The 24,269-nt window shown below is 51.9% G+C and carries 22 protein-coding genes; 9 read left to right on the forward strand and 13 right to left on the reverse strand.

The window, feature by feature from the left end:
* Positions 1 to 110: 110 nt before the first annotated feature.
* The gene (locus KNP86_RS13030; RefSeq protein ID WP_214754824.1) at positions 111 to 1,304 is read right to left on the reverse strand and encodes a LysM peptidoglycan-binding domain-containing protein; all 1,194 of its coding nucleotides are present in this window, start codon (positions 1,302 to 1,304) and stop codon (positions 111 to 113) included.
* 278 nt (positions 1,305 to 1,582) lie between these two features.
* Here KNP86_RS13030 and KNP86_RS13035 point away from each other — a divergent pair, with 278 nt between their 5' ends.
* Positions 1,583 to 2,338 (forward strand): FixH family protein, encoded by a 756-nt coding sequence (locus KNP86_RS13035; RefSeq protein ID WP_214754825.1) that lies wholly within the window; start codon positions 1,583 to 1,585, stop codon positions 2,336 to 2,338.
* A 34-nt stretch (positions 2,339 to 2,372) separates the two neighbouring features.
* Here the strand turns inward: KNP86_RS13035 and KNP86_RS13040 are convergent, their stop codons facing one another.
* The gene (locus KNP86_RS13040; protein WP_034780623.1) at positions 2,373 to 3,998 is read right to left on the reverse strand and encodes an ABC-F family ATP-binding cassette domain-containing protein; all 1,626 of its coding nucleotides are present in this window, start codon (positions 3,996 to 3,998) and stop codon (positions 2,373 to 2,375) included.
* Between the two features lie 132 nt (positions 3,999 to 4,130).
* Between KNP86_RS13040 and KNP86_RS13045 the strand changes: the two genes are divergently transcribed.
* Positions 4,131 to 4,742, forward strand: coding sequence for a stage II sporulation protein M (locus KNP86_RS13045; RefSeq protein ID WP_214754827.1), 612 nt, complete (start codon positions 4,131 to 4,133; stop codon positions 4,740 to 4,742).
* Between the two features lie 23 nt (positions 4,743 to 4,765).
* Here KNP86_RS13045 and KNP86_RS13050 read toward each other — a convergent pair whose 3' ends face one another.
* From KNP86_RS13050 to KNP86_RS13080, 7 genes are all read right to left on the reverse strand, one after another.
* Positions 4,766 to 5,488: a DNA/RNA nuclease SfsA gene (locus KNP86_RS13050; protein WP_214754829.1), complete on the reverse strand. Its 723-nt coding sequence runs from the start codon at positions 5,486 to 5,488 to the stop codon at positions 4,766 to 4,768.
* Positions 5,489 to 5,490: 2 nt separating this feature from the next.
* Positions 5,491 to 5,937 (reverse strand): SACOL1771 family peroxiredoxin, encoded by a 447-nt coding sequence (locus KNP86_RS13055; protein ID WP_214754831.1) that lies wholly within the window; start codon positions 5,935 to 5,937, stop codon positions 5,491 to 5,493.
* A 55-nt stretch (positions 5,938 to 5,992) separates the two neighbouring features.
* Complete coding sequence (gene pepT / locus KNP86_RS13060) at positions 5,993 to 7,231, reverse strand: peptidase T (protein WP_214754833.1); 1,239 nt, start codon at positions 7,229 to 7,231, stop codon at positions 5,993 to 5,995.
* A 146-nt stretch (positions 7,232 to 7,377) separates the two neighbouring features.
* Positions 7,378 to 8,052, reverse strand: a complete 675-nt coding sequence (locus KNP86_RS13065) for an LrgB family protein (RefSeq protein WP_138860118.1) — start codon at positions 8,050 to 8,052, stop codon at positions 7,378 to 7,380.
* Positions 8,049 to 8,405 (reverse strand): CidA/LrgA family protein, encoded by a 357-nt coding sequence (locus KNP86_RS13070; RefSeq protein ID WP_034780640.1) that lies wholly within the window; start codon positions 8,403 to 8,405, stop codon positions 8,049 to 8,051. Before KNP86_RS13070 ends, KNP86_RS13065 begins: the two co-directional genes overlap by 4 nt.
* A 202-nt stretch (positions 8,406 to 8,607) precedes the next feature.
* Positions 8,608 to 11,751: an efflux RND transporter permease subunit gene (locus KNP86_RS13075; RefSeq protein WP_214754835.1), complete on the reverse strand. Its 3,144-nt coding sequence runs from the start codon at positions 11,749 to 11,751 to the stop codon at positions 8,608 to 8,610.
* 24 nt (positions 11,752 to 11,775) lie between these two features.
* Positions 11,776 to 12,348 carry a TetR/AcrR family transcriptional regulator gene (locus tag KNP86_RS13080; protein WP_052090260.1) on the reverse strand — a complete coding sequence of 191 codons (573 nt, stop codon included), beginning with the start codon at positions 12,346 to 12,348 and terminating at the stop codon, positions 11,776 to 11,778.
* Between the two features lie 228 nt (positions 12,349 to 12,576).
* Here KNP86_RS13080 and KNP86_RS13085 point away from each other — a divergent pair, with 228 nt between their 5' ends.
* The 3 genes from KNP86_RS13085 to KNP86_RS13095 all read left to right on the forward strand — a co-directional run bounded on the left by KNP86_RS13085 (position 12,577) and on the right by KNP86_RS13095 (position 16,123).
* Positions 12,577 to 13,644, forward strand: coding sequence for a Fe(3+) ABC transporter substrate-binding protein (locus KNP86_RS13085; RefSeq protein WP_034780649.1), 1,068 nt, complete (start codon positions 12,577 to 12,579; stop codon positions 13,642 to 13,644).
* A gap of 134 nt (positions 13,645 to 13,778) precedes the next feature.
* Entirely contained in the window at positions 13,779 to 15,416 is a 1,638-nt protein-coding gene (locus KNP86_RS13090; RefSeq protein WP_214754837.1) for an ABC transporter permease, read from the forward strand.
* Positions 15,416 to 16,123 carry an ABC transporter ATP-binding protein gene (locus KNP86_RS13095; protein WP_021068048.1) on the forward strand — a complete coding sequence of 236 codons (708 nt, stop codon included), beginning with the start codon at positions 15,416 to 15,418 and terminating at the stop codon, positions 16,121 to 16,123. Before KNP86_RS13090 ends, KNP86_RS13095 begins: the two co-directional genes overlap by 1 nt.
* Before the next feature lie 46 nt (positions 16,124 to 16,169).
* On the opposite strand, the gene KNP86_RS13100 is transcribed toward KNP86_RS13095, so the two are convergent.
* The 3 genes from KNP86_RS13100 to KNP86_RS13110 all read right to left on the reverse strand — a co-directional run bounded on the left by KNP86_RS13100 (position 16,170) and on the right by KNP86_RS13110 (position 19,289).
* Positions 16,170 to 17,066 (reverse strand): class F sortase, encoded by an 897-nt coding sequence (locus tag KNP86_RS13100; RefSeq protein ID WP_214754839.1) that lies wholly within the window; start codon positions 17,064 to 17,066, stop codon positions 16,170 to 16,172.
* Between the two features lie 20 nt (positions 17,067 to 17,086).
* Entirely contained in the window at positions 17,087 to 18,427 is a 1,341-nt protein-coding gene (locus KNP86_RS13105; protein WP_214754841.1) for a globin family protein, read from the reverse strand.
* Positions 18,428 to 18,509: 82 nt separating this feature from the next.
* Complete coding sequence (locus KNP86_RS13110) at positions 18,510 to 19,289, reverse strand: helix-turn-helix domain-containing protein (protein ID WP_214709711.1); 780 nt, start codon at positions 19,287 to 19,289, stop codon at positions 18,510 to 18,512.
* A 114-nt stretch (positions 19,290 to 19,403) separates the two neighbouring features.
* Here KNP86_RS13110 and KNP86_RS13115 point away from each other — a divergent pair, with 114 nt between their 5' ends.
* The gene (locus tag KNP86_RS13115) at positions 19,404 to 21,053 is read left to right on the forward strand and encodes a glycoside hydrolase family 13 protein (protein WP_034780660.1); all 1,650 of its coding nucleotides are present in this window, start codon (positions 19,404 to 19,406) and stop codon (positions 21,051 to 21,053) included.
* Positions 21,054 to 21,157: 104 nt separating this feature from the next.
* Positions 21,158 to 21,664, forward strand: a complete 507-nt coding sequence (locus KNP86_RS13120; protein WP_034780662.1) for a flavodoxin domain-containing protein — start codon at positions 21,158 to 21,160, stop codon at positions 21,662 to 21,664.
* Here KNP86_RS13120 and KNP86_RS13125 read toward each other — a convergent pair.
* Entirely contained in the window at positions 21,628 to 23,226 is a 1,599-nt protein-coding gene (locus tag KNP86_RS13125) for a glycoside hydrolase family 55 protein (RefSeq protein ID WP_214754843.1), read from the reverse strand. The genes KNP86_RS13120 and KNP86_RS13125 overlap by 37 nt on opposite strands.
* 267 nt (positions 23,227 to 23,493) lie before the next feature.
* Here KNP86_RS13125 and KNP86_RS13130 point away from each other — a divergent pair, with 267 nt between their 5' ends.
* Positions 23,494 to 23,694 (forward strand): cold-shock protein, encoded by a 201-nt coding sequence (locus KNP86_RS13130; RefSeq protein ID WP_016507985.1) that lies wholly within the window; start codon positions 23,494 to 23,496, stop codon positions 23,692 to 23,694.
* Positions 23,695 to 23,820: 126 nt separating this feature from the next.
* Positions 23,821 to 24,234: a pyridoxamine 5'-phosphate oxidase family protein gene (locus tag KNP86_RS13135; protein ID WP_029596304.1), complete on the forward strand. Its 414-nt coding sequence runs from the start codon at positions 23,821 to 23,823 to the stop codon at positions 24,232 to 24,234.
* Positions 24,235 to 24,269 lie beyond the last annotated feature (35 nt).

Raw genomic sequence — 24,269 nt, forward strand, 5'->3', positions numbered from 1 at the left:
AAAGATGACTCCTGTACAGTACAGGAATCATCTCCTTCAAGCAGCGTGATCTTTTTTTAAAATGTCCTTTACATAGGGTACAGATTAAAAAGCGGAGGACACTTTTTTGGTTAGCGTGGGATTGTAAGCACTTGCCCGACGCTGATCAAGCTGACGTTCGTAATATTGTTGGCGGCTGCAATCTTAGCGACAGTCGTGTTATACATCGTCGCAATCTTGTAGAGCGTATCCCCTGATTTTACCGTGTATTTTACCGTAGTCGTCGGTGGTGTGACGGTTGTACCTGGGATGATCAGTACTTGTCCGACATAGATGGAGTTGACGTTCGTAATATTGTTGGCGGCTGCAATCTTAGCGACAGTCGTTTTGTACAAAGTGGCGATCTTATAGAGCGTGTCACCCGATTTAACCGTATACTTGACGGTCGTCGTAGGTGGAGGAGTTACAGTGGAACCCGGGATGACGAGCACTTGTCCGACATAGATGAGACTGTAGTTTGTAATTTTGTTGGCCGCGGCGAGCGCAGCGACTGTGACGTTGTAAGCTCGGGCGATGCTATAGAGCGTATCGCCTGATTTGACGGTATACGTTTTGCTGGTAGATGTGTTTTGGTAAGCGAGCAATTGCGAGACGGTGACGAACTTGTAGCCTTTCGCTTTCAACTGGGCAATCATCGTCGGCAAGGCGAGTGGTGTACCTGGAGCGCCGGCACCGGTGTGCATCAAGACGATTGAGCCTGGTTTGATGTTCGCCTGTACTTTCGTATTGATTTGGCTAGCGGTGACTCCTTTCCAGTCCACGGTATCGATGTTCCATTGAATCGTATAGCCGTAGCCGGCAGCGCCGACTCCGCTCAACACGGCGCTATTGACGGCGCCGAATGGTGCCCGGAAGATTGGTTTTGTCGTTTTACCGGTAATGGATTTGATTTTTGCTTCCGTCCGATCAAGTTCTGATTTCATTTGCGTGGCGGTCAACTTTGTGAAGTCTGGATGGGTATACGAATGGTTACCGAGTTGGTGACCTTTAGCTGCGATGTTTTTAATGTATTGAGGATGGTTATTGGCGCCTGATCCAGTCAAAAAGAAAGTGGCTTTGACATTGTTCTTGGCAAGTATGTCCAAAATCTTATTCGTATTCGCACCATCCGCCCCGTCATCGAACGTCAACGCGACAACTTTACTCGTCGTATTCACGCTTGTGATGAATTTCGAAGCAGCGGCATCGGCCGATTTTGGATAAGCGACTAACGGTGCCAACATGATCAACAAGGCCATCAACACACGTACAAACTTGCTCTTCATTTTGGTTTCGCCTCCATTCTTGGGTGTATGTATCTTGATGTTAAGGCTTTCCATATATTGAGCTGTGTATATATTTTATATACCCCCTTTTAGTGGTAAACATCGTCTAACCCTAAAAATAGGGAAAGGAATTTTTGGATAATGACTCTCAATATTTGTGTTCAATTTATGAGTGACAAACGTGCCAAATATCACACAATCCTCACACATTTCCTAAAAAAGGGTGCTATCATGAACAATGTGTGAAGAATGTAAGCGATTGAATAGGGGGATTCAACATGAGCAAATCAATGAAACGGTTCGGGGTGGCATTTGGTCTCGTCGGTCTGTTCGTCCTTGGGGCGTGCGGAGCCGATGAAACGGCCAGTGGTACGGAGACGGTGCAGTCGATGGAACCGGTAGAAGCAGAATTAAACGTTCCGGACACGGCGGACAAAGACGAGACGGTCACGTTGGCGGTTCGCGTCACACAAGACGGTGAAGCGGTCGATGATGCCGACGAGATTAAGTTCGAGGTCTGGAAAAATGGCGCCAAGGAAGAGAGTGAGATGACGAAAGCGTCGCTCACAGAAGATGGAGTCTACGAGGCGAAGACGACGTTTGTCGAAGAAGCAGTTTACACGGTGCAAGTCCATGTGACGGCCCGTTCGATGCATACGATGCCGACGACGAACGTTACGGTCGGCCATCCGGAGACGGCGGCCGAGGCTGAAGCTGAAGCTGAGCAAGACCATCACAACCACGCGGGAGCAGACATTGTCCTTGATCCGACTCAAGCTGTCGCCAATGAAGTCCAACCGTTCACAGTCAACGTCAAAATTGAGCATGAGGCGTTGACGGGTGCGGACGTCCAACTCGAAGTGTTCAAAGACGGAGCGGACAAGCACGACTGGGTGAAGCTTGATGAAACGGAAGGCGGAAGCTATGCAGGTGAGCATACATTCAAAGAGTCAGGCATATACAACGTTCAAGTCCATGTGACGAAAGGACACGACATCCATGAACACATCATGGAGACGGTCGAGGTCAAATAAAAAAAACGATCGGCCGCGGCCGATCGTTTTTTTCTTATGCGTTCTGATAGAGTGACTCGACTTGCTGTTGAAGCGATTCGTTCTCGAGGAACTCGTCGTACGTCGCTTCTTTGTCGACAATCCCGTTCGGCGTCACTTCGATGATGCGCGTGGCAATCGTCGAGATGAGCTGATGGTCATGCGAGCTGAAGAGGAGGACGCCTTTGAACGTTTCGAGACCGTTGTTGAGCGCTGTGATCGACTCGAGATCCAAGTGGTTCGTCGGATCGTCGAGGACGAGGACGTTCGAGTTCGAGAGCATCATTTTCGAGAGCATGCAACGCACTTTCTCTCCCCCTGAGAGGACAGATGCTTTCTTCATGACTTCTTCGCCTGAGAAGAGCATACGTCCGAGGAAACCGCGAAGGAACGTATCCGACTCGTCGGCTGGTGAGAACTGGCGTAACCAATCCAAGATGCTCTTATCCGAGCCTTCGAAGTATTCCGAGTTGTCTTTCGGGAAGTACGACTGTGTCGTCGTCACGCCCCATTTGACCGTACCCGTGTCCGGTTCCATCTCGCCCATGATGATTTTGAAGAGAGTCGTAATGGCAACGTCCGAACGGCCGACGAATGCGACTTTGTCCGTCTTGTTGAGTGAGAACGTGACGTTGTCGAGTACTTTGACGCCATCGATCGTCTTCGAGACGTTGTCGACGTAGAGCACGTCGTTCCCGATTTCACGTTCCATCGAGAAACCGACGAACGGATAGCGACGTGATGATGGACGGATATCGTCGAGCGTGATTTTATCGAGCAACTTCTTACGCGACGTCGCTTGACGCGCCTTCGAGGCGTTCGAGCTGAAACGGGCGATGAAGTTTTGAAGTTCTTTGATTTTCTCTTCTTTTTTCTTGTTCTGGTCGTTGGCCATACGCGAAGCGAGTTGGCTCGACTCGTACCAGAAGTCGTAGTTCCCGACGTACAATTGGATCTTCCCGAAATCAAGGTCGGCCATGTGCGTACAGACTTTGTTCAAGAAGTGACGGTCGTGGGATACGACGATGACGGTATTCTCGAAGTTGATCAAGAACTCTTCGAGCCATTGGATCGCTTTGAGGTCAAGACCGTTCGTCGGCTCATCGAGGAGAAGAATGTCAGGTTTGCCAAACAATGCTTGAGCAAGGAGGACTTTGACTTTCTCGCCACCTGTGAGCTCGCTCATGAGCTTGTGGTGTGATGCATCCGTGATCCCTAGTCCTTGAAGGACCATGGCAGCTTCTGATTCGGCTTCCCAACCGTTCATCTCAGCGAATTCGCCTTCGAGTTCAGCAGCGCGCATACCATCTTCGTCAGAGAAATCTTCCTTCATATAGATGGCGTCTTTCTCTTTCATGACTTGATACAAACGCTCGTGGCCCATGATGACCGTCTCGAGTACCGCTTGATCTTCGTACGCATAATGGTCCTGCTTGAGGACGGCGAGGCGTTCGCCAGGTGAAAAGCTGACGTCACCTGTTGTCGTTTCTTGCTCGCCGGCAAGAATTTTTAAGAATGTAGACTTCCCGGCACCGTTCGCGCCGATCAAGCCGTAGCAGTTGCCTGGTGTGAACTTGATGTTCACGTCTTCGAACAACTTGCGTCCACCGAATTGGAGACTTACGTTATTTACTGTAATCATGTATAGGATCCCTCGTTTTTCTGATTAGTTTACGACGTGTATTGTATCACGTTTTTTGAAAACGCGCAGTCGTGGGTAAAAATGAAACAAACAGCAGCCTGATTCGTATAGAGAAGAAAGGGGGAATCAGCCATGAAAACAACGCTCTCGCTGAAAGAAGCGTGGTCAAACTACTACAGCCGAGATTTCTTCCGGCTCTGGGTCATCTTCCTCGTGACGAGCATCGGGTCGTATTTTCTATTCAGGGCCGTCATCGCCCCTGAACAAGTGGACGAAATTTTAGCTCAGCTCGGCGAATCATTTGAATCACAAGGATTGACGTTCGATTCGAGCGCACGCGAGACGATGATTGCCCTATTCGTGAACAATACGCGCGTCACGTTGCTCGCTTTCCTGCTCGGGATGATCCCGCTCTTCATCCCGTATATGTTCGTCGTCATCAACGCCGCGGTCATCGGCCTGGTCGCCATGCTTGTTGGGTTTGCCGGCGAGTCCGTGATCCGGGTCATCGTGCTCGGCATTTTGCCCCACGGCATCATCGAAATCTCGGCTATCTTGCTCGGAGCGGCGATGGGGTTGTCGCTTAACCGTTACATCTGGAAAAAACTACGCGGGAAAGAGACCGACGTCACGTTCAAGGCGCTGTTCGTGGCAGGCGTGAAGACATTTCTCGTCATCGCAGTTCCGCTCCTCGCCATCTCTGCGATCATCGAGGCGTACGTGACCCCACTGTTATTACAGTAAAAAAGCCATCGCTGATGGCTTTTTTACTTGAAATGAGGCGTCGTCTCGACACAGTGGGTTAAACGAATCCCTTCCGTAGACACCTCGCCATTCACTTGCCAGATTTCAAGTCCGTCCGCGATTGCGTCGCGAATCAGCTGCCGAATTCGTAAGTCGTGTTTCCGATTCGGGTTGCCGGTGAAGATGGGCGCATCATATAAGAAAACATACAGCAAGACGGCCCGACCCGTTTTCGGCAACGTCGCAATGAGTGTCTCGAGATGTCGAATCAACCGTTCGGTCTCGATCGGTCTCGTCACCGCACGCCGTTCAAAGCGGGGGAGAGGCGTTACGAACAACTCGGCTAGAGGCGCTTTCACTTCGATATAAGTGCCATCGACTTTAAAGTCGATTCGTGACGCATCGACGACTTTCTCTCGTTCCACATGTCTCGGAGAAGGAAAAGCTGAAATCACGTTCGTCCGCAACCAATGTTCGACGAAATCGTTGACGCGGCCTTGATGAATTCCAATCCATTGTCGGTCCGCGTCAATCGAGATGGCCTCCACCGTGAAGGCGGTGTTCCGTCGCGGGTCGTCCGTCGCTGAGACGAGGCAAGGCACCCCGTCAAAGACGAGGTCACCGATGCGGCCTGTGACCGGACAGTGGCAGGCGACGACAGTGTCGCCGAGCAATACGTCCATCACGAACCGATTGCGGCGTTTCAGGATGACCCCTTCCTGCAAGGGGGATACGAAGCGATACATCGTCAGACGACGCGCGTGACCGTCGTGTCGAGTTCGAACGCGACGTTGCCGGCCAAGGCGCGTGAAATCATACAGCCATCCTTCGCTTTTTTGGTGATTCGTTCGACGAGCGTGATATCGCGATCTGTGGCCGTTTTTGGAACGTTGATACGTGTCGTGTAGCGAATCGTCTCATACGTGAAGACACCGTTCGTCACGTCGACGATGCCTTCGGCGTCAATCGTGATGCCTTGATGCGGCAGTTCGCTTCGCCCGAGCATAGCCGCAAGTGTGATGATATAGCAGGTCGCCGCAGCACCGAGCAACATCTCATCCGGGTTCGTGCCGATGCCGGGTCCGTCCATTTCCGGGGGAATCGATATCTGTGTCTTTAACCGTTCGGCCTCGATCGTTCCGACGTCGTTGCGTCCGCCGGTCCAGTCGAGGTTCATTTGAAACGTATGCTTCATAAAAAATCGCCTCCAATGTCTCTATTCTAGAAGAGAACGATTGGAGGCGCATGTGTTATGCTCGCGCGCGTTCAGCGAACGTACGGAGCGTCTGGATGATGACGTGGGTCGCTTTTTCCATGTTGTTGACGGAGACGTACTCGAACTTGCCGTGATAGTTCTCGCCACCCGTGAAGATGTTCGGGGTCGGGAGTCCCATATACGACAGTTGCGAACCGTCCGTCCCGCCGCGAATCGGTTCGATTTTCGGTTCGATGCCTAGTTCGCGCATGACGTCGGCGACGGTGTCGACGATGTGTTTTACCGGCTCGATTTTCTCGGCCATGTTGTAATATTGATCGTCCATTTTCAAGTCGATACGCGCTTCGCCGTACTTCTGTTTCCATTCGACGACGAGCTTTTCAAGCAACGCTTTGCGCGCCTCAAACTTTGTGCGGTCGTGGTCGCGGATAATGTATTGCAGCGTCGTCGTCTCCACGTCGCCAGAGAAGCCGTTCAGATGGAAGAAGCCTTCATAGTCGCTCGTATGTTCCGGTGCCTCATCGGCCGGGAGGCGGTTGTGGAACGCCATCGCCAATTTCATCGAGTTGACCATCTTGTTTTTGGCGCTGCCCGGGTGCACGTTCGTCCCATGGAACGTGACCGTGGCGCCGGCAGCGTTGAAGCTCTCGTATTGCAGTTCACCGAGCGGGCCGCCGTCCATCGTATAGGCGAAATCGGCGTTGAAGCGGGCGACGTCGAACTTATGTGGTCCGCGTCCAATCTCTTCGTCCGGTGTGAAGGCGATTCGCACCGGGCCATGCGGGATTTCCGGATGGGCCAATAAGTATTCGACCGCAGTGACGATCTCGGCCATGCCGGCTTTGTCGTCGGCACCGAGCAGCGTCGTGCCGTCTGTCGTGATGAGTGTATGTCCAACGTAGCCATCGAGCTCCGGGAAGTCACGCGGCGACAAGATGACACCGAGCGCCTCGTTCAAAACAATATCGCCGCCCTCGTAATGTGCGACGAGTTGCGGGTTGACGTTCGTCCCGGTGAAGTCGGTCGCCGTATCGACGTGGGCGAGCAGGCCGATCGTCGGTACGTCATGGTCGACGTTACTCGGAAGGGTGGCGAACAAGTAGCCATAGTCATCCGTCTCGACGTCCTCGAGTCCAATCGCTTTTAACTCAGCCTCGAGATGGCGAATCAAATCCCATTGTTTCGCCGTCGACGGTGTCGTCTCACTCGTGAAGTCGGACTGTGTATCAATTTTTGCATACGTGATTAAACGTTCAATTAATTTCGATTGCATGGTCTGCCTCCTCTAATCAATCTGTTCTCGTTTAGTGTAGCATGAGAGCCGTTTTGAGAAGTATCGAAATTGTTTGAAAATAAAAAGAGAGGCGCTAAGGCCTCTACTTTTACTCAATTTGTATGAAACAAGGGTGCTGGCCTTTTTTAAAGAAGGAACGGCAGGAGAAACGGCAACAAAAACGACGTGAAGATGGCGGATAGGCCCATCGCAGCGCCCCCGGTGGCCCCTGAGAGCGGATGTTCTGTCGCGGCTTGAGCCGTGCCGATGCCGTGGCTGATCGTTCCGAGTGCGAGTCCTCGCGTGAACGGATCAGTCACTTTGAAAAGCGACAACATTAGCGGACCGAACATGGCACCGAGTATGCCACAGGCGACAGTGATGGAGGCAGCAAGCGCCGCGTCTCCTTGGAGCTGTTTTGCCAGTTCGAGTGCAATCGGAGCAGTGACGGATTTGACCGCTAGCCCGATGAGCACTTGGTCCGTCAGTTTGAGCGCCGTTCCAATCATGACTGCGACGATAATCGTCGAGACGGTACCGGCAACGATTGCACTGAGGGCACGTCTCGCGCGTGCGAGTAGCGTCGGCAAGTTGCGGTACAACGGCAGACCGAGGGCGACGGTCGCCGGGCCGAGTAAAATCGTGATCAAATCTTTGGCCGGTTCATACACGTCGTACGGTTGTTCAAAGAGAAGGAGGATCACAATCAAAATAGTTGTGCTCAAGAAGACGACGTTCGTGAACGGAGACGCCCATTTAAATGATAGTTTTCGGCTGATGAGATAGACACCAACTGTGACGAGTACCCAAAATAATGTCATGACGCTTCACCTCGTCTTCCGGAGATGATGGCGGTCACGATGAGCCCCACACTTAGACTGATCATCAAGGCGAGAAAGAGCGGGATCCCTTCTGCTTTTAATAGATTACTATAAGACATGAGACCGACCGCAATCGGGATGAAGAAGAAAGCGAGATGTTTCGTGAGGAAGCCGGCACTGTCCTCGATCCATTCGACTCGGATGATTTTTGTCATAAGTAATATCAACAACAGCATCATCCCGACGACGTTCCCAGGCACTTTCCATTCTAAAGTGGCGACGATCCAATTGCCGAGCGCGCTTAACCCGAATAAGAGCGAAAGGCCGATCATCCATTTGATAAAGAGTTGCATGTATACCATCCTTTCGCGAATACGTTCAAAACGTAAGAATTTTCTCAGATTTATTTGTACAGGTCAAGGTTAGGCAATCATCAAAAAGTGAAGTTCTTCTCTCCAAAGAGGTTTTATAAAAGCACGGAAAGCCGTGTGGAACACGTCAGGAATGACCGAATCGAAAAGAGAGTCGACCCTGTGCGGGCGACTCTCTTTTGAATTACGCTTCTTTTTTCTTACGGAACCGTGCGAAGAACTCATACACGATTGGAACGATGAGGAGCGTCAATAGCGTTGAACTTGTCAATCCACCGATGACGGTCACACCGAGACCTTTCGAAATCAAAGCGCCACCTTCAAGACCGAGCGCGAGCGGTGCGAGGGCACCAATCGTTGCGAGTGCCGTCATGAGGATTGGACGGAGGCGCGTACCGGCTGCCTCGAGCAAGGCATCACGCGTCGAGAGACCAGCTTCTTCTTTATGAATAACACGGTCAATCAAGACGATGGCGTTCGTCACAACGATCCCAATCAACATGAGCGCTCCAATCAAGGCAGATACCGAGATCGTCTCGCCAGTGATGAGAAGAGCGATAAGTCCCCCGATAATCGCGTAAGGGAGCGAGAATAGGACGACGAACGGTGTAACGGCACCGCCGAACGTGATGACGAGCACCAAGTAGACGATGGCAACGGCTGCGAGCATGGCGAGACCGAGCTGAGTGAACGATTCTTGAATCTGTTCCGTGACACCGCCGACATCATACGAGACGCCAGTCGGGAGCTCGATGTCAGACACACGTTCTTCGATGGCCGCCGAAGCTTCCGTCGCTTTGTCCGTGCTGAGCTCGACGTTGACGCGAGCGAGGAGCTTGCCGTCACGCTGAACGAGCGTATCCGGTGTCGTGCCTTCCTCGACTTCGATGAAGTCTGAGATTGGACGTGGTCCAAACGGCGTCGTCACTTCTTGTTCCTGCAAATCGTCAATGCTGTCGTACGTGACTTGTTCTGTCGGAATGATGACGTCGAGTTGCTTGTCATCAATCGTCACGGTCGAGAGCGGACTTTCTTGCGCTTGGAACTGACCAATCGTCTGGGCGAGCTGGGCGGCCGAGACGCCTGCCTCAGCAGCAGCTTGTTGGTCGACGTTGAACGTGTATTGGACGTACGATTCACGAAGGTCAGACGTTGCTTGACGGACGTAATCTGTCTCTTCTTCAATCGTCTCAATGAACGTCGGAACGATGGCTTCGAGGTCTTCGAGTGAGTTGGCGTAGACGTTGTACGTCACGCCGCTCGTTCCGGCACCGCCGGCGAAGTCTTGTTCTTTCCATTCACCGCCTGAGGCGAGTTCATTCAAGCGTTCGACGTCGGCGATTTTGACATCGGCGAAATCTTCCGTGTCCGGATCGTACTGGACGATGAAAATTCCTTGTTTGTTGTTTCCTGGGTTAAGCGGGTTCTCGCCACCGACTGTAAATTGAACGTCGGTCGCGTTCGCTTGCTCTTCCATGAAATACGTCTCGGCGATTTCGGCCGCCGCAATCGAATCATCGAGCGTTTGTCCCGGCTCTGGGTCGAACGTGACGTAAAGCGTCTTCTCAGATTCTTGGTTCAAGAAGTTGACCCCGATGGCTGGTACGAGGGCGAAACTTCCGATTAAGAGAACGGTAGCCAGGCCGAAGACGACGAGTTTATGGTTGAGCGACCAGTTGAGGACGCCGCGATACCATTCGGCGAGTTTCCCTGGTCCTTCTTCCGGCTTCAACTTGTCACGGTTCTTAAAGAACGAGTCGGCCATCATCGGCACGACCGTGATCGCGACGAGAAGTGATGCGAGCAAAGCGAAGACGACGGTCAAGGCGAACGGTAAGAACAGCTCGCCGACGAATCCGGTGACGAACCCGAGCGGCAAGAAGACGGCAATCGTAACGATTGTCGACGACGCGATCGGAATGAACACTTCTTTCGTCGCGGCGATAATCAGTTCTTTGCCGCGCAACGTCTCGTTCGGACGGGTGAGGCGACGGTAAATGTTCTCAATGACGACGATGGAGTCATCGACGACCCGTCCGATGGCGACGGTCATCGCGCCGAGCGTCATGATGTTGAGCGTGATGTCGAGCTGTTTCAAGACGATCAACGCCATCAAGAGCGAGAGCGGGATGGAGATGACCGCAATAATCGTCGAGCGGAAGTTACGAAGGAACACGAGAATAATCAAAATGGCGAATAGACCACCGAGTAACGCTTTCGAGACCATCGTCTCGACCGATTCTTCAATCGGTTGACCTTGGTCGAGCGTGACGGAGACGTTGGCCGTGTCATAGTCGGCCTCGAAGTCGGCGAGCACCTCTTTGACGGCGTTGACGACGTCGACGGTGTTCGCGTCTTGTGTTTTCGTCACTTGAATCCCGATTGAACGTTCTCCGTTTGAGCGCGAAATCGATTCCTCGATGCCACGGTCTTCAATCGTCGCGAGTTCGCTCAAAGCGACGGTCGGGACGGTTGTCGGGATATTGGCAGGTGGGACGGCACCTGGTACTTCAGTCGGGACTTGTGGGGTCTCGCCAGTCGGAAGTTCCGTTGGCGCACCTGGCACCGGCTGTTCCGTTTGTGCGGGTGAGTACGGAATTTGTAGGTCGCGGAACGCCTCGAGCGTCTCCGACTTCCCGTCGATGACGACGGCTTGCTCCGTATCACCAAGTTCATACAGGCCGAGCGCGATGCGGGCGTCGTTCGCTTGAATCAACTGTTTGACCGTGTCTTCCGTCAAGTTGTATTCGGCGAGTGCCTCCTCATCGAACTGAAGCTCGACGCGACGAATCTCTTGTCCGGCGATTTGGACGGTCTGAGCGCCTTCGACGCCTTCAAGGGCCGGTTGCAACTCATCTTCGACCAATTTCGTCAATTCGGCCAAATCGAGACTCTCATCTGAGACGGCTGCACCAACGACAGGGAACGCGTCAAAGCTGAGTCGTGATACTTGTGGGTCTTGAACGGCTTCTGGCAATTCGACGTTGCTGAGCGCGTCTTTGACGAGCTGTTCAGCTTCTTCCATATCAGTGCTGAAGTCATAATCGATTTGAATGTTTGAAGCGTTCTGGAACGAAGACGAACGAACTTGTTCGACCCCGTTCAAGCTCTTCAAGCGCTCTTCGAGCACGGTGCTGACTTCGTCGAGCACTTGTTCAGGTGAGGCTCCTGGGTAAATCGTCGTCACCGAGACGGTCGGTGTCGTGATATCAGGCAATGTTTCTAGTTTCATCGTCAAGCCGGCGAAAATTCCGGCGGCCGTCAAGATGATGGTCATCAACCAGACGGCGAACTTGTTATTGACGGAGAAGGACGTGATTTTTTGCATGGGGTTCATTTCTCCTCTAATAGATTAGTCTGTTTTACCCGAATCGATGTTCTGGGCTCGCTCGATCAAGCGAGCGATAATGTCTTGTTTTAAAGCAGGTGGGGCGACGCCGACATTGAAGTGCTCGGACATCATCATTCCTTCGAGCGCATAGCGGATGATCATCGTCTCCACTGGATCGCTCGTCTGTTGAAACTGTGCGAAGAACGTGTCGAGGTCGTGCTTCCACCGCTCTGCGTACTCTTGGTCGACGGCGAACAATGTGAGGAACGCAATCATCTTTTCGGCGTCGATGTGGATGGCTGAGCGCTCCGGATGAAGTTTCGTCTCGTCAAAGAGACGCACGAACGCCTCGACAGGGCCATTGCCATCGGCTTGGAGCGATTCGTACAAATCGTTTTGCTCGGTTTGGAGCCGTTCCACGATGGCGGTCAACAACGCTTCTTTGGATGGATAGTGGTACAAGAGACCACCTTTCGAGACACCCGCCGTCTTGGCGACTTCATCCAATGTCAGGTGATGCACACCGTGCTCCATGATGATATCGGTCGCGGCATCTAACAGTTTTTGCTTGGTGATTATTGATCGGTTTGTCATGTCATCCCTCTTTTCTGTACCGACCAGACGGTTTGTTCTCTTCTACTATAGGTGCGTAGTCATTTTGAAGTCAAGAAATGATGACGTCAAAACTGTTAAGTTATGTATTTATAACTACTGTAAACGATTTCAAAAAAAGGTTGACGTGAGAATGATTATCAGTGATGATAGTAACTGAGAGTAATTATCATTACCAACAATAGAGATGAATAAGTGGGGGATAATCAAATGAACAAAAAGTACATGGCGCTCGGCCTATCGGCTGCGCTCACAACATCACTCCTGGCCGCTTGCGCGAGCACGGAAGAGACGACGTCAAATGATAACGAGACAGCAGAAGAGTCAAAAGTCGTCAACGTCTACTCGAGCCGTCACTATGACGTCGATAAAGAACTTTACAAGCAGTTCGAAGAAGAGACGGGCGTAAAAGTTAACGTCGTCGAAGGGAAGAGCGATGAGCTTCTCGAGCGTTTGAACACAGAAGGTGAGAGCACAGAAGCCGACCTCTTTATCACGGCAGACGCCGGGAACTTGTATCAAGCGAAAGATGCGGGTCATCTTCAAGCGGTCGATAGCGACGTGCTTGAGTCGAACGTCCCTGAAAAATATCGTGATACGGACAACGAGTGGTTCGGTCTCACGAAACGGGCACGTGTCATCGTCTATGCAAAAGACCGTGTGAAACCAGAAGACTTGTCAACATACGAAGCGCTCACAGAAGAACAGTGGAACGGAAAAGTGCTCGTTCGTCCGTCTGAGAACATGTACAACATCTCACTCCTCGCTTCATTCATTGAAGTGAACGGTGTCGATCAAGCGAAAGAGTGGGCGAAAGGCATGGTCAACAATATGGCGCGTGATCCACAAGGGAACGACCGTGACCAAGCGAAAGCGGTCGTCGCCGGTGAAGGGGACGTCGCCATCATGAACACATACTACATGGGTCTCATGTTGAACTCGGAAGACGCGGAAGAGAAGAAAGTGGCCGAGCAACTCGGTGTCTTCTTCCCGAACCAAGACACAACGGGGACACACGTGAACATCTCGGGGATCGCGATGACAAAAGCAGCGAAGAACTCAGAAAACGCGAAGAAACTCATGGAGTTCATGTCTGATCCGTCAGCACAAGAGCAGTTTGCGAGCGTGAACTACGAGTATCCGGTCAACGAATCGGTTGAACCGAACGAGCTCCTTCAATCATGGGGTGAGTTCAAAGAGCAGGACATCAACTTGTCTGTCCTCGGTGAAAACCAGCAAGAAGCCATCCGTATTTTCAACGAAGCGGGCTGGAAATAAGACGACTTCGGCTTGAACAGATGTTCAGGCCGAAGGTTTTTGTGTTTCATGGCACGCTGACGGTACACCGGTGGCGCGGAAACTGATATGATGGGACAGGAAGTGACTGAACGAAAGAACGGGAGTTGTACGACATGAACTGGTACGCGCTGAAACGACAACTGAATGGATGGGCCATCCTCAGCTTTATCGCGCTGGTGTTCATCGTCCTGCCAGGCGTCGTCGTCTTGGTCGAGCTGTTCGCACCGGTCAACGAGAACTGGCAACACATTCGCGAGTACTTGTTGCCGACTTATGTGCGCAATACACTGTTCATCATGCTCGCGACCGGATTGTTGACGACCGTCATCGGAACGAGCCTGGCTTGGTTCGTCACGGTGTACGACTTTCCGTTCCGTCGGTTCTTCAAATGGGCGCTCATCTTACCGCTCGCCATCCCGCCTTACATTGGGGCTTATACGTATCACGGGATTTTAAACTATACGGGCGTCATCCAGACGACGCTTCGCAACGAGTTCGGTATCACGGTCGACCAGACGTATTTCAACATCATGACGATTCAAGGGACGGTGTTCATCTTCACGCTGTTCTTGTATCCATACATCTACACGATCACGCGTGCCTTCCTGCACAATCAATCGTCCTCGATGATTGAAAACGCCCGTATCCTCGGTCGCGGCTCGTGGGATATCTTCTTCACCGTCGTCATCCCGATTTCGCGCGTCGCCATCATCGGCGGGGTCAGCCTCGTCTTGATGGAAGTGTTGAACGACTATGGCGTCGTCAAATACTTCGGGATTCAGACGTTCAGTACGGCCATCTTCAGTACGTGGTTCGGGATGAAAGATACGTCCTCAGCGCTCAAACTCGCTGGGACGCTCATGATTCTCGTCATCGCCATCTTGACGATGGAACGGCTGATCCGAGGTCGAAAACAGTTCAGCTATGCGACGACGAAAGTGAAGCCGCTCAAACCGAGACAACTGAATGGATGGCATCGATACGCCGTGTTCGGTTATGTAGCGACCATCTTCGCGGTCGCATTCTTCATTCCGTTCGTTCAACTCGTTGCTTGGACGGTATTGACGTTTGAACAAGTGTTCACGGCCGAGTTTTTCCGTCTCGTCTGGAACACGGTGAGCGTCGCCTTCATCGCGACGATGATCATTCTCGTGTTTGCGCTCATCATCGCGAACTATACGCGCCTGTTCCCGTCAAACATGACACGCGTCATCTCGAAAGTGACGACGCTCGGTTATTCAATCCCGGGAGCGGCCATCGCCATCGCCGTCATCACGTTGTTCTTGCTGCTTGATGAGTGGGTGTTGAACGTGGCGCTCGCTTTGGACTTAGGCCAGACGTTCGTGTTCAGGACGACGCTCATCATGCTCATTTTCGCCTACGTCATCCGCTTCCTCGCCATCGGCTATAACTCGATCGAGAGTGGATTTGAGAAAGTCGGGAAGTCGTTCACGGAAGCGTCACGCATGCTCGGGTGGGGGACGGTGCAGACGTTCTTCCGGGTCGATATCCCGATGATTAAAGGGGCGATCATGAGCGCGTTCATCCTCGTCTTTATCGATATTATGAAAGAATTGCCGCTGACGCTGTTTTTACAGCCATTCAATTTTTCGACGCTCGCCACACAGGCGTTCAAATATGTCAGTGACGAGAAGATACATGAGGCCGCGCTCGCCTCGATCGTCATCGTGCTCATGAGCGGACTGTTGATCTTTGTGTTCCATAAGGTGCTTGATAAGGAGGCCGACTAATGTTTGTTCAAATCAACGATTTACACTTCAGCTATAAAGGTGCGCAAGCCGAGACGATTAAAGGATTCTCGATCTCGATCACGAAAGGTGAAATCGTCTCGCTTCTCGGTGACAGCGGTTCTGGGAAGAGTACGATTTTACGCCTCATCGCAGGGCTTGAGATGCCGAATCAAGGCGTCGTCGTCGTCAACGACTGTGTCTGTTGCGACGATTGCCAGTTCATGCCGCCTGAACAGCGTGGTGTCGGGATGGTGTTCCAAGACTATGCGCTCTTCCCGCATATGACCGTTGAGAAAAACATCCGCTTTGGTCTGCATAAATTGAGCCGGAAAGAGCGGAACGAGCGCGTCGAAGAGATGCTGACGCTCGTGAACTTGTCCGAGTTCCGTCATCGCTATCCGTACGAGCTCAGTGGCGGTCAGCAACAGCGTGTCGCGCTCGCGCGTGCGCTTGCTCCGAAACCGTCGCTCCTCATCTTGGATGAGCCGTTCAGCAACTTGGACACGTCGCTCCAACATCGCATTCGGGACGATTTGCGCCGCCTCCTCAAACAGACGGGGACGACGACGATCTTCGTTACCCACGATGAAGAGGATGCGGAGGCGCTCGCCGACCGTATCGTCTATCTCGGCGAAGGCAAAATCAAGAAACAGATCATGACGGAGAACAACAAGACGTTCAACCCGCAGATTCCGTGTTTCGTGTAAAACGTAAGAACCCGCAGACATAAATCGTCTGCGGGTTCTTTTGTGATTATTTCGTCTCTTGAGAAGGACTCGACTCGTTCCCGAGTTGATCGATCGCTGTCACATAATAAGCTGCCTGCTCGTTCATGACTTCGATGCTCTTCCGGGCGTGCGACGGGATACTTTCGATATGTGTCGCTTCACCATCGACGACTTCATAGACGCGATAGCCGATGACTGCGTCGTCACGGACGGCGTGCCACGTCAATAAGTTCCCGCGGAGTTCGACGCTCGTCGGTGCGTCGAGTTCGACTTCGGTATTGATTTCGGTATCGACAAGCTCGGTATAGACGACGAAACGCTCGTCATAACCGCCGTCACCGAACGTACCGGAACACGTGATCAAGTTCAACTGTCGACTCGACGTGGCCCCGAAGATATCCTCAATCGGTGCGTTTTTCGTATCGTAACTCTCTGTTTTTGTGACACGAAACGTCAACGTGTTGCCGTTCTCGTCGATGATCGTCACGTCATCGCCGGTCTTCAGTTGATCGAGCTCATAAAAGACGGCGGGGCCGGTCTTGCTGTCGACGTGTCCCGCGATGACGGCATTTCCTTTACTACCAGGTTTGACGCCCGGTTCGAACCAACCGACTTGGTTCTCGTCTTTTGGGACGCCCATCTGTCCGTTGTCGAGTACGCCGACCTGTTCGATTGCGGTGTCGACCTTGATTTTGGGAATTTGAAGTTGGACGGGTGTCGCGGCCTTGGCACTTTCCTCTTCCTCGGCTAATCGAAGCTTCTTCACCTCTTCCTGTAGAAGTGAGAATTCAGCCGATAAATCTGGGCTCTCCTCTATTTGTTTTTCTTCTACAGGTGGTGACGACGATTCTTGGGCGCTCGTCCACGTCCAGAAGCCAAAACAAAAGAGAGAGAGCGCCAGAAACAAATGGCGCTTGTTCATGGGGCTCCCTCCTTATTGAATTATTGAACAGATTCTTTACGGTTGCGAAGCGTTACGAAGGCGAGCAAGATTCCGCCAAGTACAGCAAGGCCAGCGTAGAGCGTGTTCATTGATTGTTCTTGTGCACCACCGAGACCTGTTTCAGGCATCTCTTCAGGCATTGTTGTTTCAGCGAACTTGTCAGGCATTTGTGTCACGATCGCGTTACCGAGTGTCTCACCAACACCGAACATGAACGCGTATCCTTCACGGAATGACATCCAAGCGGCATCCGCATCACCAGCTACATACTGATCGAACGTTTGAAGCACGAGGGCCTCATGTTGTTTGATCGCTTCTTGGCCAGCTTCTTGTGGCAAGTTACCTTCTGTCGCTGCATCGAGGAATGTGCTGAAATCGACAGCGAACTGGTCGAGCTTCATGCGTGCTTCTTCAATTTTAGCTTCATCACCTTCGAGTGTAGCGGCAACGATGTCACCTTGTGCTGTGATGTGGTTCCCGTTCCATACTTTTTCGAATTGGGCCGCACCTTCATCACCGTAGACTGAACCGATGGCTGCTTTGAAGTCGAGTGTGTTCTGATCTTCAGCCCAGCTCACGTAGTCGTAATCTTCTGCTTGATCGTAGCCTTTTTGCATGCCGATTGCTGCGAGGGCGAAGTGTTCCCCAGCAAGGCTGTTCAATGTTGAACGAAGCTCGACGGCCGGTGTGTCAGCAGCAGTTTCAAATTTGTCAGGCATCTGTGTGACGATTGCGCCTGAGAGGGCTTTACTGATGTCGAACATGAGCTTGTACCCTTCACGGTACGTCATGTATGCCGACTCGTAGTCACCTGCGACATAGTTGTCGAATACTGAGAGAACTTGGTCTTCATGAAGCTCAAGTACGTCAGCTGCAGCGTCTTTTGGTAAGTTACCTTCTGTTGCTGCATCAAGGAATGTTGAGAACTCTTCGACGAATTCATCGACTTCGGCTTCCGCGTCAGCGCGAAGCTCTTTGTCTTCTGATTTAGCCGCTTCAACGAAGTCAGCTGAGTAATCGTTGTGACCAGCGAAGATGTCTTCGAACTGGGCTGCGCCCTCATCTCCATAAATTGAAGCGATGGCCGGTGTCATGTCGAGTGCGTTTTGATCGAGTGCCTTCATCGCGACTTCAGCGTCTGGTGCTCCGTCGTAAGCTTTCATCATCGATGTGACGGCTAAGACATAATGCTCAGACAGTAATTGGTCGAGCGTGGCTCGTAAGTCACCTGCTGGTGTGCTTGCTGTCGGCGCGTGATCCGCTGCCTGTGCATTCAATGGGACGAGTAAGCCGAGTGCGAGTGCCGGTGCTACAATCTTGTTCATTGTTTTCTTCTTCATGGGTAATCGCTCCTTTTTTTGAGTGGTTGTCGTTGTTTACACCCATCTAACGGAGCGGTTCAAAAAATGGATCACTCTTTTTTTATTTTTTTTCGTTTTTTTGTTGAAGTGTGCGATACACCCCTGGTGCGACGCCATATTTTCGTTTAAAGATTCGATGAAAATATGGATAGGATCGGAATCCGGACAGCTCGGCGATCCGTTCGAGAGAGTGTTGGGTGTACTGCATCTGTTCTTCGGCGAGCTGGAGTCGAATCGATTGGGCATAGGCGACAATCGTCATACCGGTCACTTCTTTGAACAAGTGGACGGTCCGCGATACACTGAGCCCGACCGCGTCGGCGACGTCCGCCACTTTGAAGTCGCTCGTGACGTTTCCTTCTATATAACGCATCATGCGTGACACGACCGGTGGCCGCACGTTTGCTTGCACTTCTTGGACGGAACGGTCGAGCATGAGAAGCAAGGCTTCAATCAGTGTTTCAATCAAGGCCGGACTTTGTTCAGTCGTCGGGCGTCGTGCCTCTTCGGTGATGTGTTGCCAGAGTGACAACAGGCGAGGGTCGATCGAGATGGACGTGATGCGGGAACGATTCGCCGCAGTCCACCACGTATCAAGTGATGAACCGTTGCAGAAGAGATGATAATCCCCGCTCGCCGGGGTGTCGACATGCAGTTCGTACTCGTCACCAGGTTTGACGAGCAACAAATCGCCAGGCCGTACCGTATACGTCTCTCCATTGACGACGATTCGTGCCGTGCCTTCAGTCTGCAAGCGAATCAAATACGTCTCCAATCGATTAGGGAAAGGAAAAGTGTAGGTCGTTGTATGATACGAATAGCCACAAAAGCCAATTTCCATCGAATCATCCTTTCTTAATAGCAAAATCGTGCATATTCTCATCATATCATGGATAGAAATCAAGGCGAGGAGCGGGTACGATGAAATCGACAGAACGTATGAGGAGGATGAAACATGAAACAATGGTGGAAAGAAGCGGTCGTCTATCAAATTTACCCGCGCAGCTTTAATGACTCGAACGGTGACGGGATTGGGGACATCCCTGGAATCACCGAGAAGATGTCGTATTTGGCGGAACTCGGCATCGATGTCATCTGGCTATCGCCGGTGTACGATTCACCGAACGACGACAACGGATACGACATCCGCGATTACCGGGCCATCATGGATGAGTTCGGAACGATGGACGATTTCGATGCGATGCTCGAAGAAGCGCATCGTCACGGCATCAAAATTATGATGGACCTCGTCGTCAACCACTCGTCGGACGAACACCAATGGTTCATGGAGTCGCGCTCCTCAAAAGACAGCCCATATCGGGACTACTACATTTGGAAAAAAGGCGAGAACGGTCAGCCACCGACGAACTGGGGTGCTTTCTTCGGAGGGAGTGCCTGGCAATACGATGAGGCAAGCGACGAATACTACTTGCATCTGTTCAGCAAAAAGCAACCAGACTTGAACTGGGAGTCAGAGACGTTGCGCCGTGAAGTATACGATTTGATGACGTACTGGCTCGACAAAGGGGTCGACGGTTTCCGAATGGATGTCATCAACATGATCTCGAAAGATCAGAGCTATCCAGACGGCGAGACGCGGGGGACAGGTTACGGAGACGGTACACCGTTCTTCTTCAACGGACCGCGCATCCATGAGTTCATGCAGGAGATGAATCGTGAGGTCCTGTCGAAATACGATACGATCACGGTCGGTGAGATGCCGGGCGTCAGCGTCGACGAGGCGAAACTGTATACGGGAACAGACCGTGACGAGTTGAACATGGTGTTCCATTTCGAGCACGTCGACGTCGGCAACGGCAGTTTCGGCAAATGGAACCCGACGGACTGGAAGTTGACGGACTTGAAGACAATCTTCTCGCGTTGGCAAGAAGGTCTTGAAGAAGATGGCTGGAACAGTCTCTACTGGAGCAACCATGACCAACCGCGAGCCATTTCACGGTTCGGGAACGACTCGGACGAGTATCGTGTCGTCTCTGGCAAGATGCTGGCGACGCTCCTGCACATGCTGAAAGGGACACCATACATCTATCAAGGTGAAGAGTTCGGGATGACGAACGTGGCGTTCGACTCGATTGATGAGTACCGTGACATCGAGACGCTCAACGCGTATCGGGATTACACGACGAATGGCTTGTTGACGCATGATGAGATTTTCCGCGGTATTCACGCACGTGGGCGCGACAACTCGCGGACACCGGTCCAGTGGTCGGCCGAACCGCAAGGCGGATTCACGTCCGGAACGCCGTGGATCGGGGTCAACCCGAACTATATGACCGTGAACGCGGAAGCGGCGCGGCGTGATCCGGACTCGCTCTTCCATTATTATCGCCAGTTGATTCAGCTCCGGAAACAAAATCCGATCGTTGTCTACGGGAAGTATGAACTGTTACTCCCAGACGATGAAGCGATATACGCCTTCACTCGAACGTTCGAAGGGGAGACGTGGCTCGTGCTCTGTAACTTCTCGGATGAGACGGTGACACGCGAACTCCCGTATGACGTGACAGAACGTGTCATCGGGAACATGGAACCGATTGAACCGTTCACGCTTCGTCCGTACGAAGCGCAAGTGTATAAAGTGTGACGAAAAAAACTCGCCTCCTTGGCGAGTTTTTTTGTGGTCACTAGTAAAGGTGGATGCTTTCGGGAATAGAGATAGTAGAGTCTGAACGAAAAGGGGGAAACGCGATGAATACGTTAATTGCTTATTCGACCCGCTACGGGACGAGTGAGAAAGTTGCCCATTTGTTGGCCGAACGGCTTCCGGGAGACGTTCACATCCAAAATGTAGTCGAGCAGCCGGATGTCGAGTGGGCGACGGTCGACCATGTGATTGTCGGCAGCTCGATCCGGATGGGCAAAATTCAAGACGAGATGACGGCTTGGCTGCACATGAACGAAACCCAACTGCTCAAACGACCGCTCGGCCTCTATTTATGTGCCGGTACGCCGACTGCGGCCGAACGGCAACGAGAACTCGAGGATGCTTATCGAGAAGTGTTGCGGGCACATGCTTATTTCGTCGAAGTCGTCGGCAACGGCTATGATTTCGAACGAATGGGCTTTCTCGACAAAGCCATCGTCCGCATGATGGCGAAACAGACGGTGAGTTCACTTAATTTAGATGAGGCGATGCTTGATGAACTCGTCGAGTCGGCTCAAGCGTCATTGCGTACGCGATCGGAAAACCCATAAGCGAATAAATCATGGGCCTCGATCGGGCTACTCGTGGAGATGAGTACATCTCCACTTTTTTGTTCGCCTTCAATCCGACGGAGCATGACGTTCGTCAGTTGCCCGCCGACTTTCAACGCGACTGGGGCCGAGTTACGGCAAATGACGTCCTCGATCGTGACGTGATCGGTCCGGTTATCTCCGCCGAACAGTTCGATGTCGGCCCGTCCCGATGCAAATCCGCTCGCCGCAATCCGTTTCAAGCGGACGTTCCGAGACTTGTATTGAACGGCGAGCGCCGGGTTTCCACGATAGTCATATTCAGGATTCCCAATCGCCGTGAACCCGTGAATGAACACGTCTTGATACGCTGATATGACGAGGCTACGCGCAGAAGACTTCTTATAAAGACTCGAACGGACCGGCTCCATCGAGACGAGGTTCGTCCCTGAAAGGAAGCGTGCCGTCTTCGACTGCGGATCATCAGCCAAGTGGTGGCTGATGTGCCGGAAGTTGAACGAGCGATTGTCGTGATACGAGAAGTGTCCGAATATGTGAACGTCGTGAGCGGCTGAAGACGTCCCGTGCGCCTTCACTTCGACGCCCCCGAAGCAACCCTCGCTCATATTGTTGACGAGCGTGACGTGGCGCGACCCATCATCAATCTCGATTCCGTTCGAGTTCGAGAAGCCATGGGCGTGGGTCCGTCCGTGTGGATGATGGCAGTAACAGTTCGTGATATAGAGGGCGTCACTATGATGGGTCGTGATGCCATCATCGCCGTAATTCGTCGCCTCGCAATGATCGAGCCACACGTAGCGGCTACCTTTTGTGGCACGTAATCCGTCTCCCAAGTAATGATAGTGGGGTGCAGTGATATCGAATGCGTGTAACCCCGCGTTTTTCGCCGTGACGTGATGGATCCAACCGAATTTGACGTGCGCGAACGTTAACGCGCTCGAGGCGGTATCGCCACTCGACGTCCGATCGACGTCACCGAGGCGCTCCAGGTTCCAATCGAGCGTCAAATGTGAGACTTCGATATGGTGGTTGCCGGCGAAGGGAGTCGCATTTCGAAGTAATCGTCGATGTTTCGGGGCCCGGTCCGAGAGCTTGATGATCGTTTCCTGCTGGCTTGCCCCTTCAAGCACACAGTTCGACGGGATACGGATCCCGCGGACGATATATACGCCGGTCGGCACGTGGACGTGGCGGTTCGACCTAAGGGCGAGCCGGAAAGCGAGGGTGCAATCCGTCTGCCCATCCCCGATGGCGCCGTAATCGGTGACGTCGACGTGCTGACGCGTCATTTGTCTCAAGTTCAAGTACTCGGCGTCGAGCCGGCGCATCCAGACCGGACGGACGATTCCATCGACCGTCTCGAGCGGCAAGGAACTTGTCACTGGGACGATGCGTTCGGTCATCGGCAAATGCGAGAGATAAGTTTTTGCTTGATCGGGATAGTGGGCCTGTCGTGTCGCCTCATGCCAATCAAGTGTTTCTTTCAATAGATCACCGAGCGCCCAGTTCGAATGCTGGGCGATGGTGGCGGCGATATTTGAGCGATCAATGTGTGCGGTCATATGGTTCATCCTCCTAGCGTTCACTACAATTGGATGTACCCGTTTTAGAAGTATTTTTAGCAAACCGAAGTATTTAGTAGACAGAAGCATTTATCCATGGTATATTCTATATGTGCTTAATTAAGAATAGCTGGAAACATAATTCACAAAACGCTTTGGATTATTTTTCGTTTAAGATAATCCTAGAGGTTTGTGATTTTTTATTGGTCAGTTTTTTCTAGTAAGGCACTACTAGAACGCACAGCGTTTATTTCAGGAGGGTTCATTATGAACACAGGTAAAGTAAAATGGTTTAACTCAGAAAAAGGTTACGGCTTCATCGAAATGGAAGGCGGAGACGACGTATTCGTACACTTCTCAGCAATCCAAGGCGACGGCTTCAAGACACTTGAAGAAGGCCAAGCAGTAACTTTCGAAATCACTGACGGAGCTCGTGGACCACAAGCTTCTAACGTTGAAAAAATCTAATCTTCCTTTCTAAGGAATTTTATAACCTGCTCGCTTCGGCGAGCAGGTTTTTTGTTGTCCGCGTGTTTAATCACTTGCCCCGGGGGAATCAATATACGAGTGACTACCACAAGGAGGTTTTTCAGAATGGATGCAATGCAAACGGCAAAACAGATTTTAGATCATAGTAACGTAGGGACAATGGCAACGGTTTATAAAGGGAAGCCGCACAGCCGTTATATGACATTTTTCCATGATGACTTGACGCTCTACACCGCAACTTCGAAAGAAACGGATAAAGTGGATGAACTGAAAAATAATCCGTATACGCATATTTTGATTGGCTATGACGGGGACGGCGTCGGGGATACGTACCTCGAGATTTTAGGCGAGACGAGTGTATCTGACGATGAATCGATGAAAGAAAAGGTATGGAACGAGAAACTCGAAGGTTGGTTCGACGGTCCGGATGATCCAAAACTCGTCATCTTAAAAATCGCGCCACAATCGATGCGCGTGATGAATAAAAAAGGACAGCCACCTCAAGAGGTGAAGTTGTAACTCAAACAAGGACGTCCCTCGCGGACGTCCTTTTC

Source organism: Exiguobacterium sp. s16 (assembly GCF_018618115.1).
Taxonomy (GTDB): Bacteria; Bacillota; Bacilli; order Exiguobacteriales; family Exiguobacteriaceae; genus Exiguobacterium; species Exiguobacterium mexicanum_A.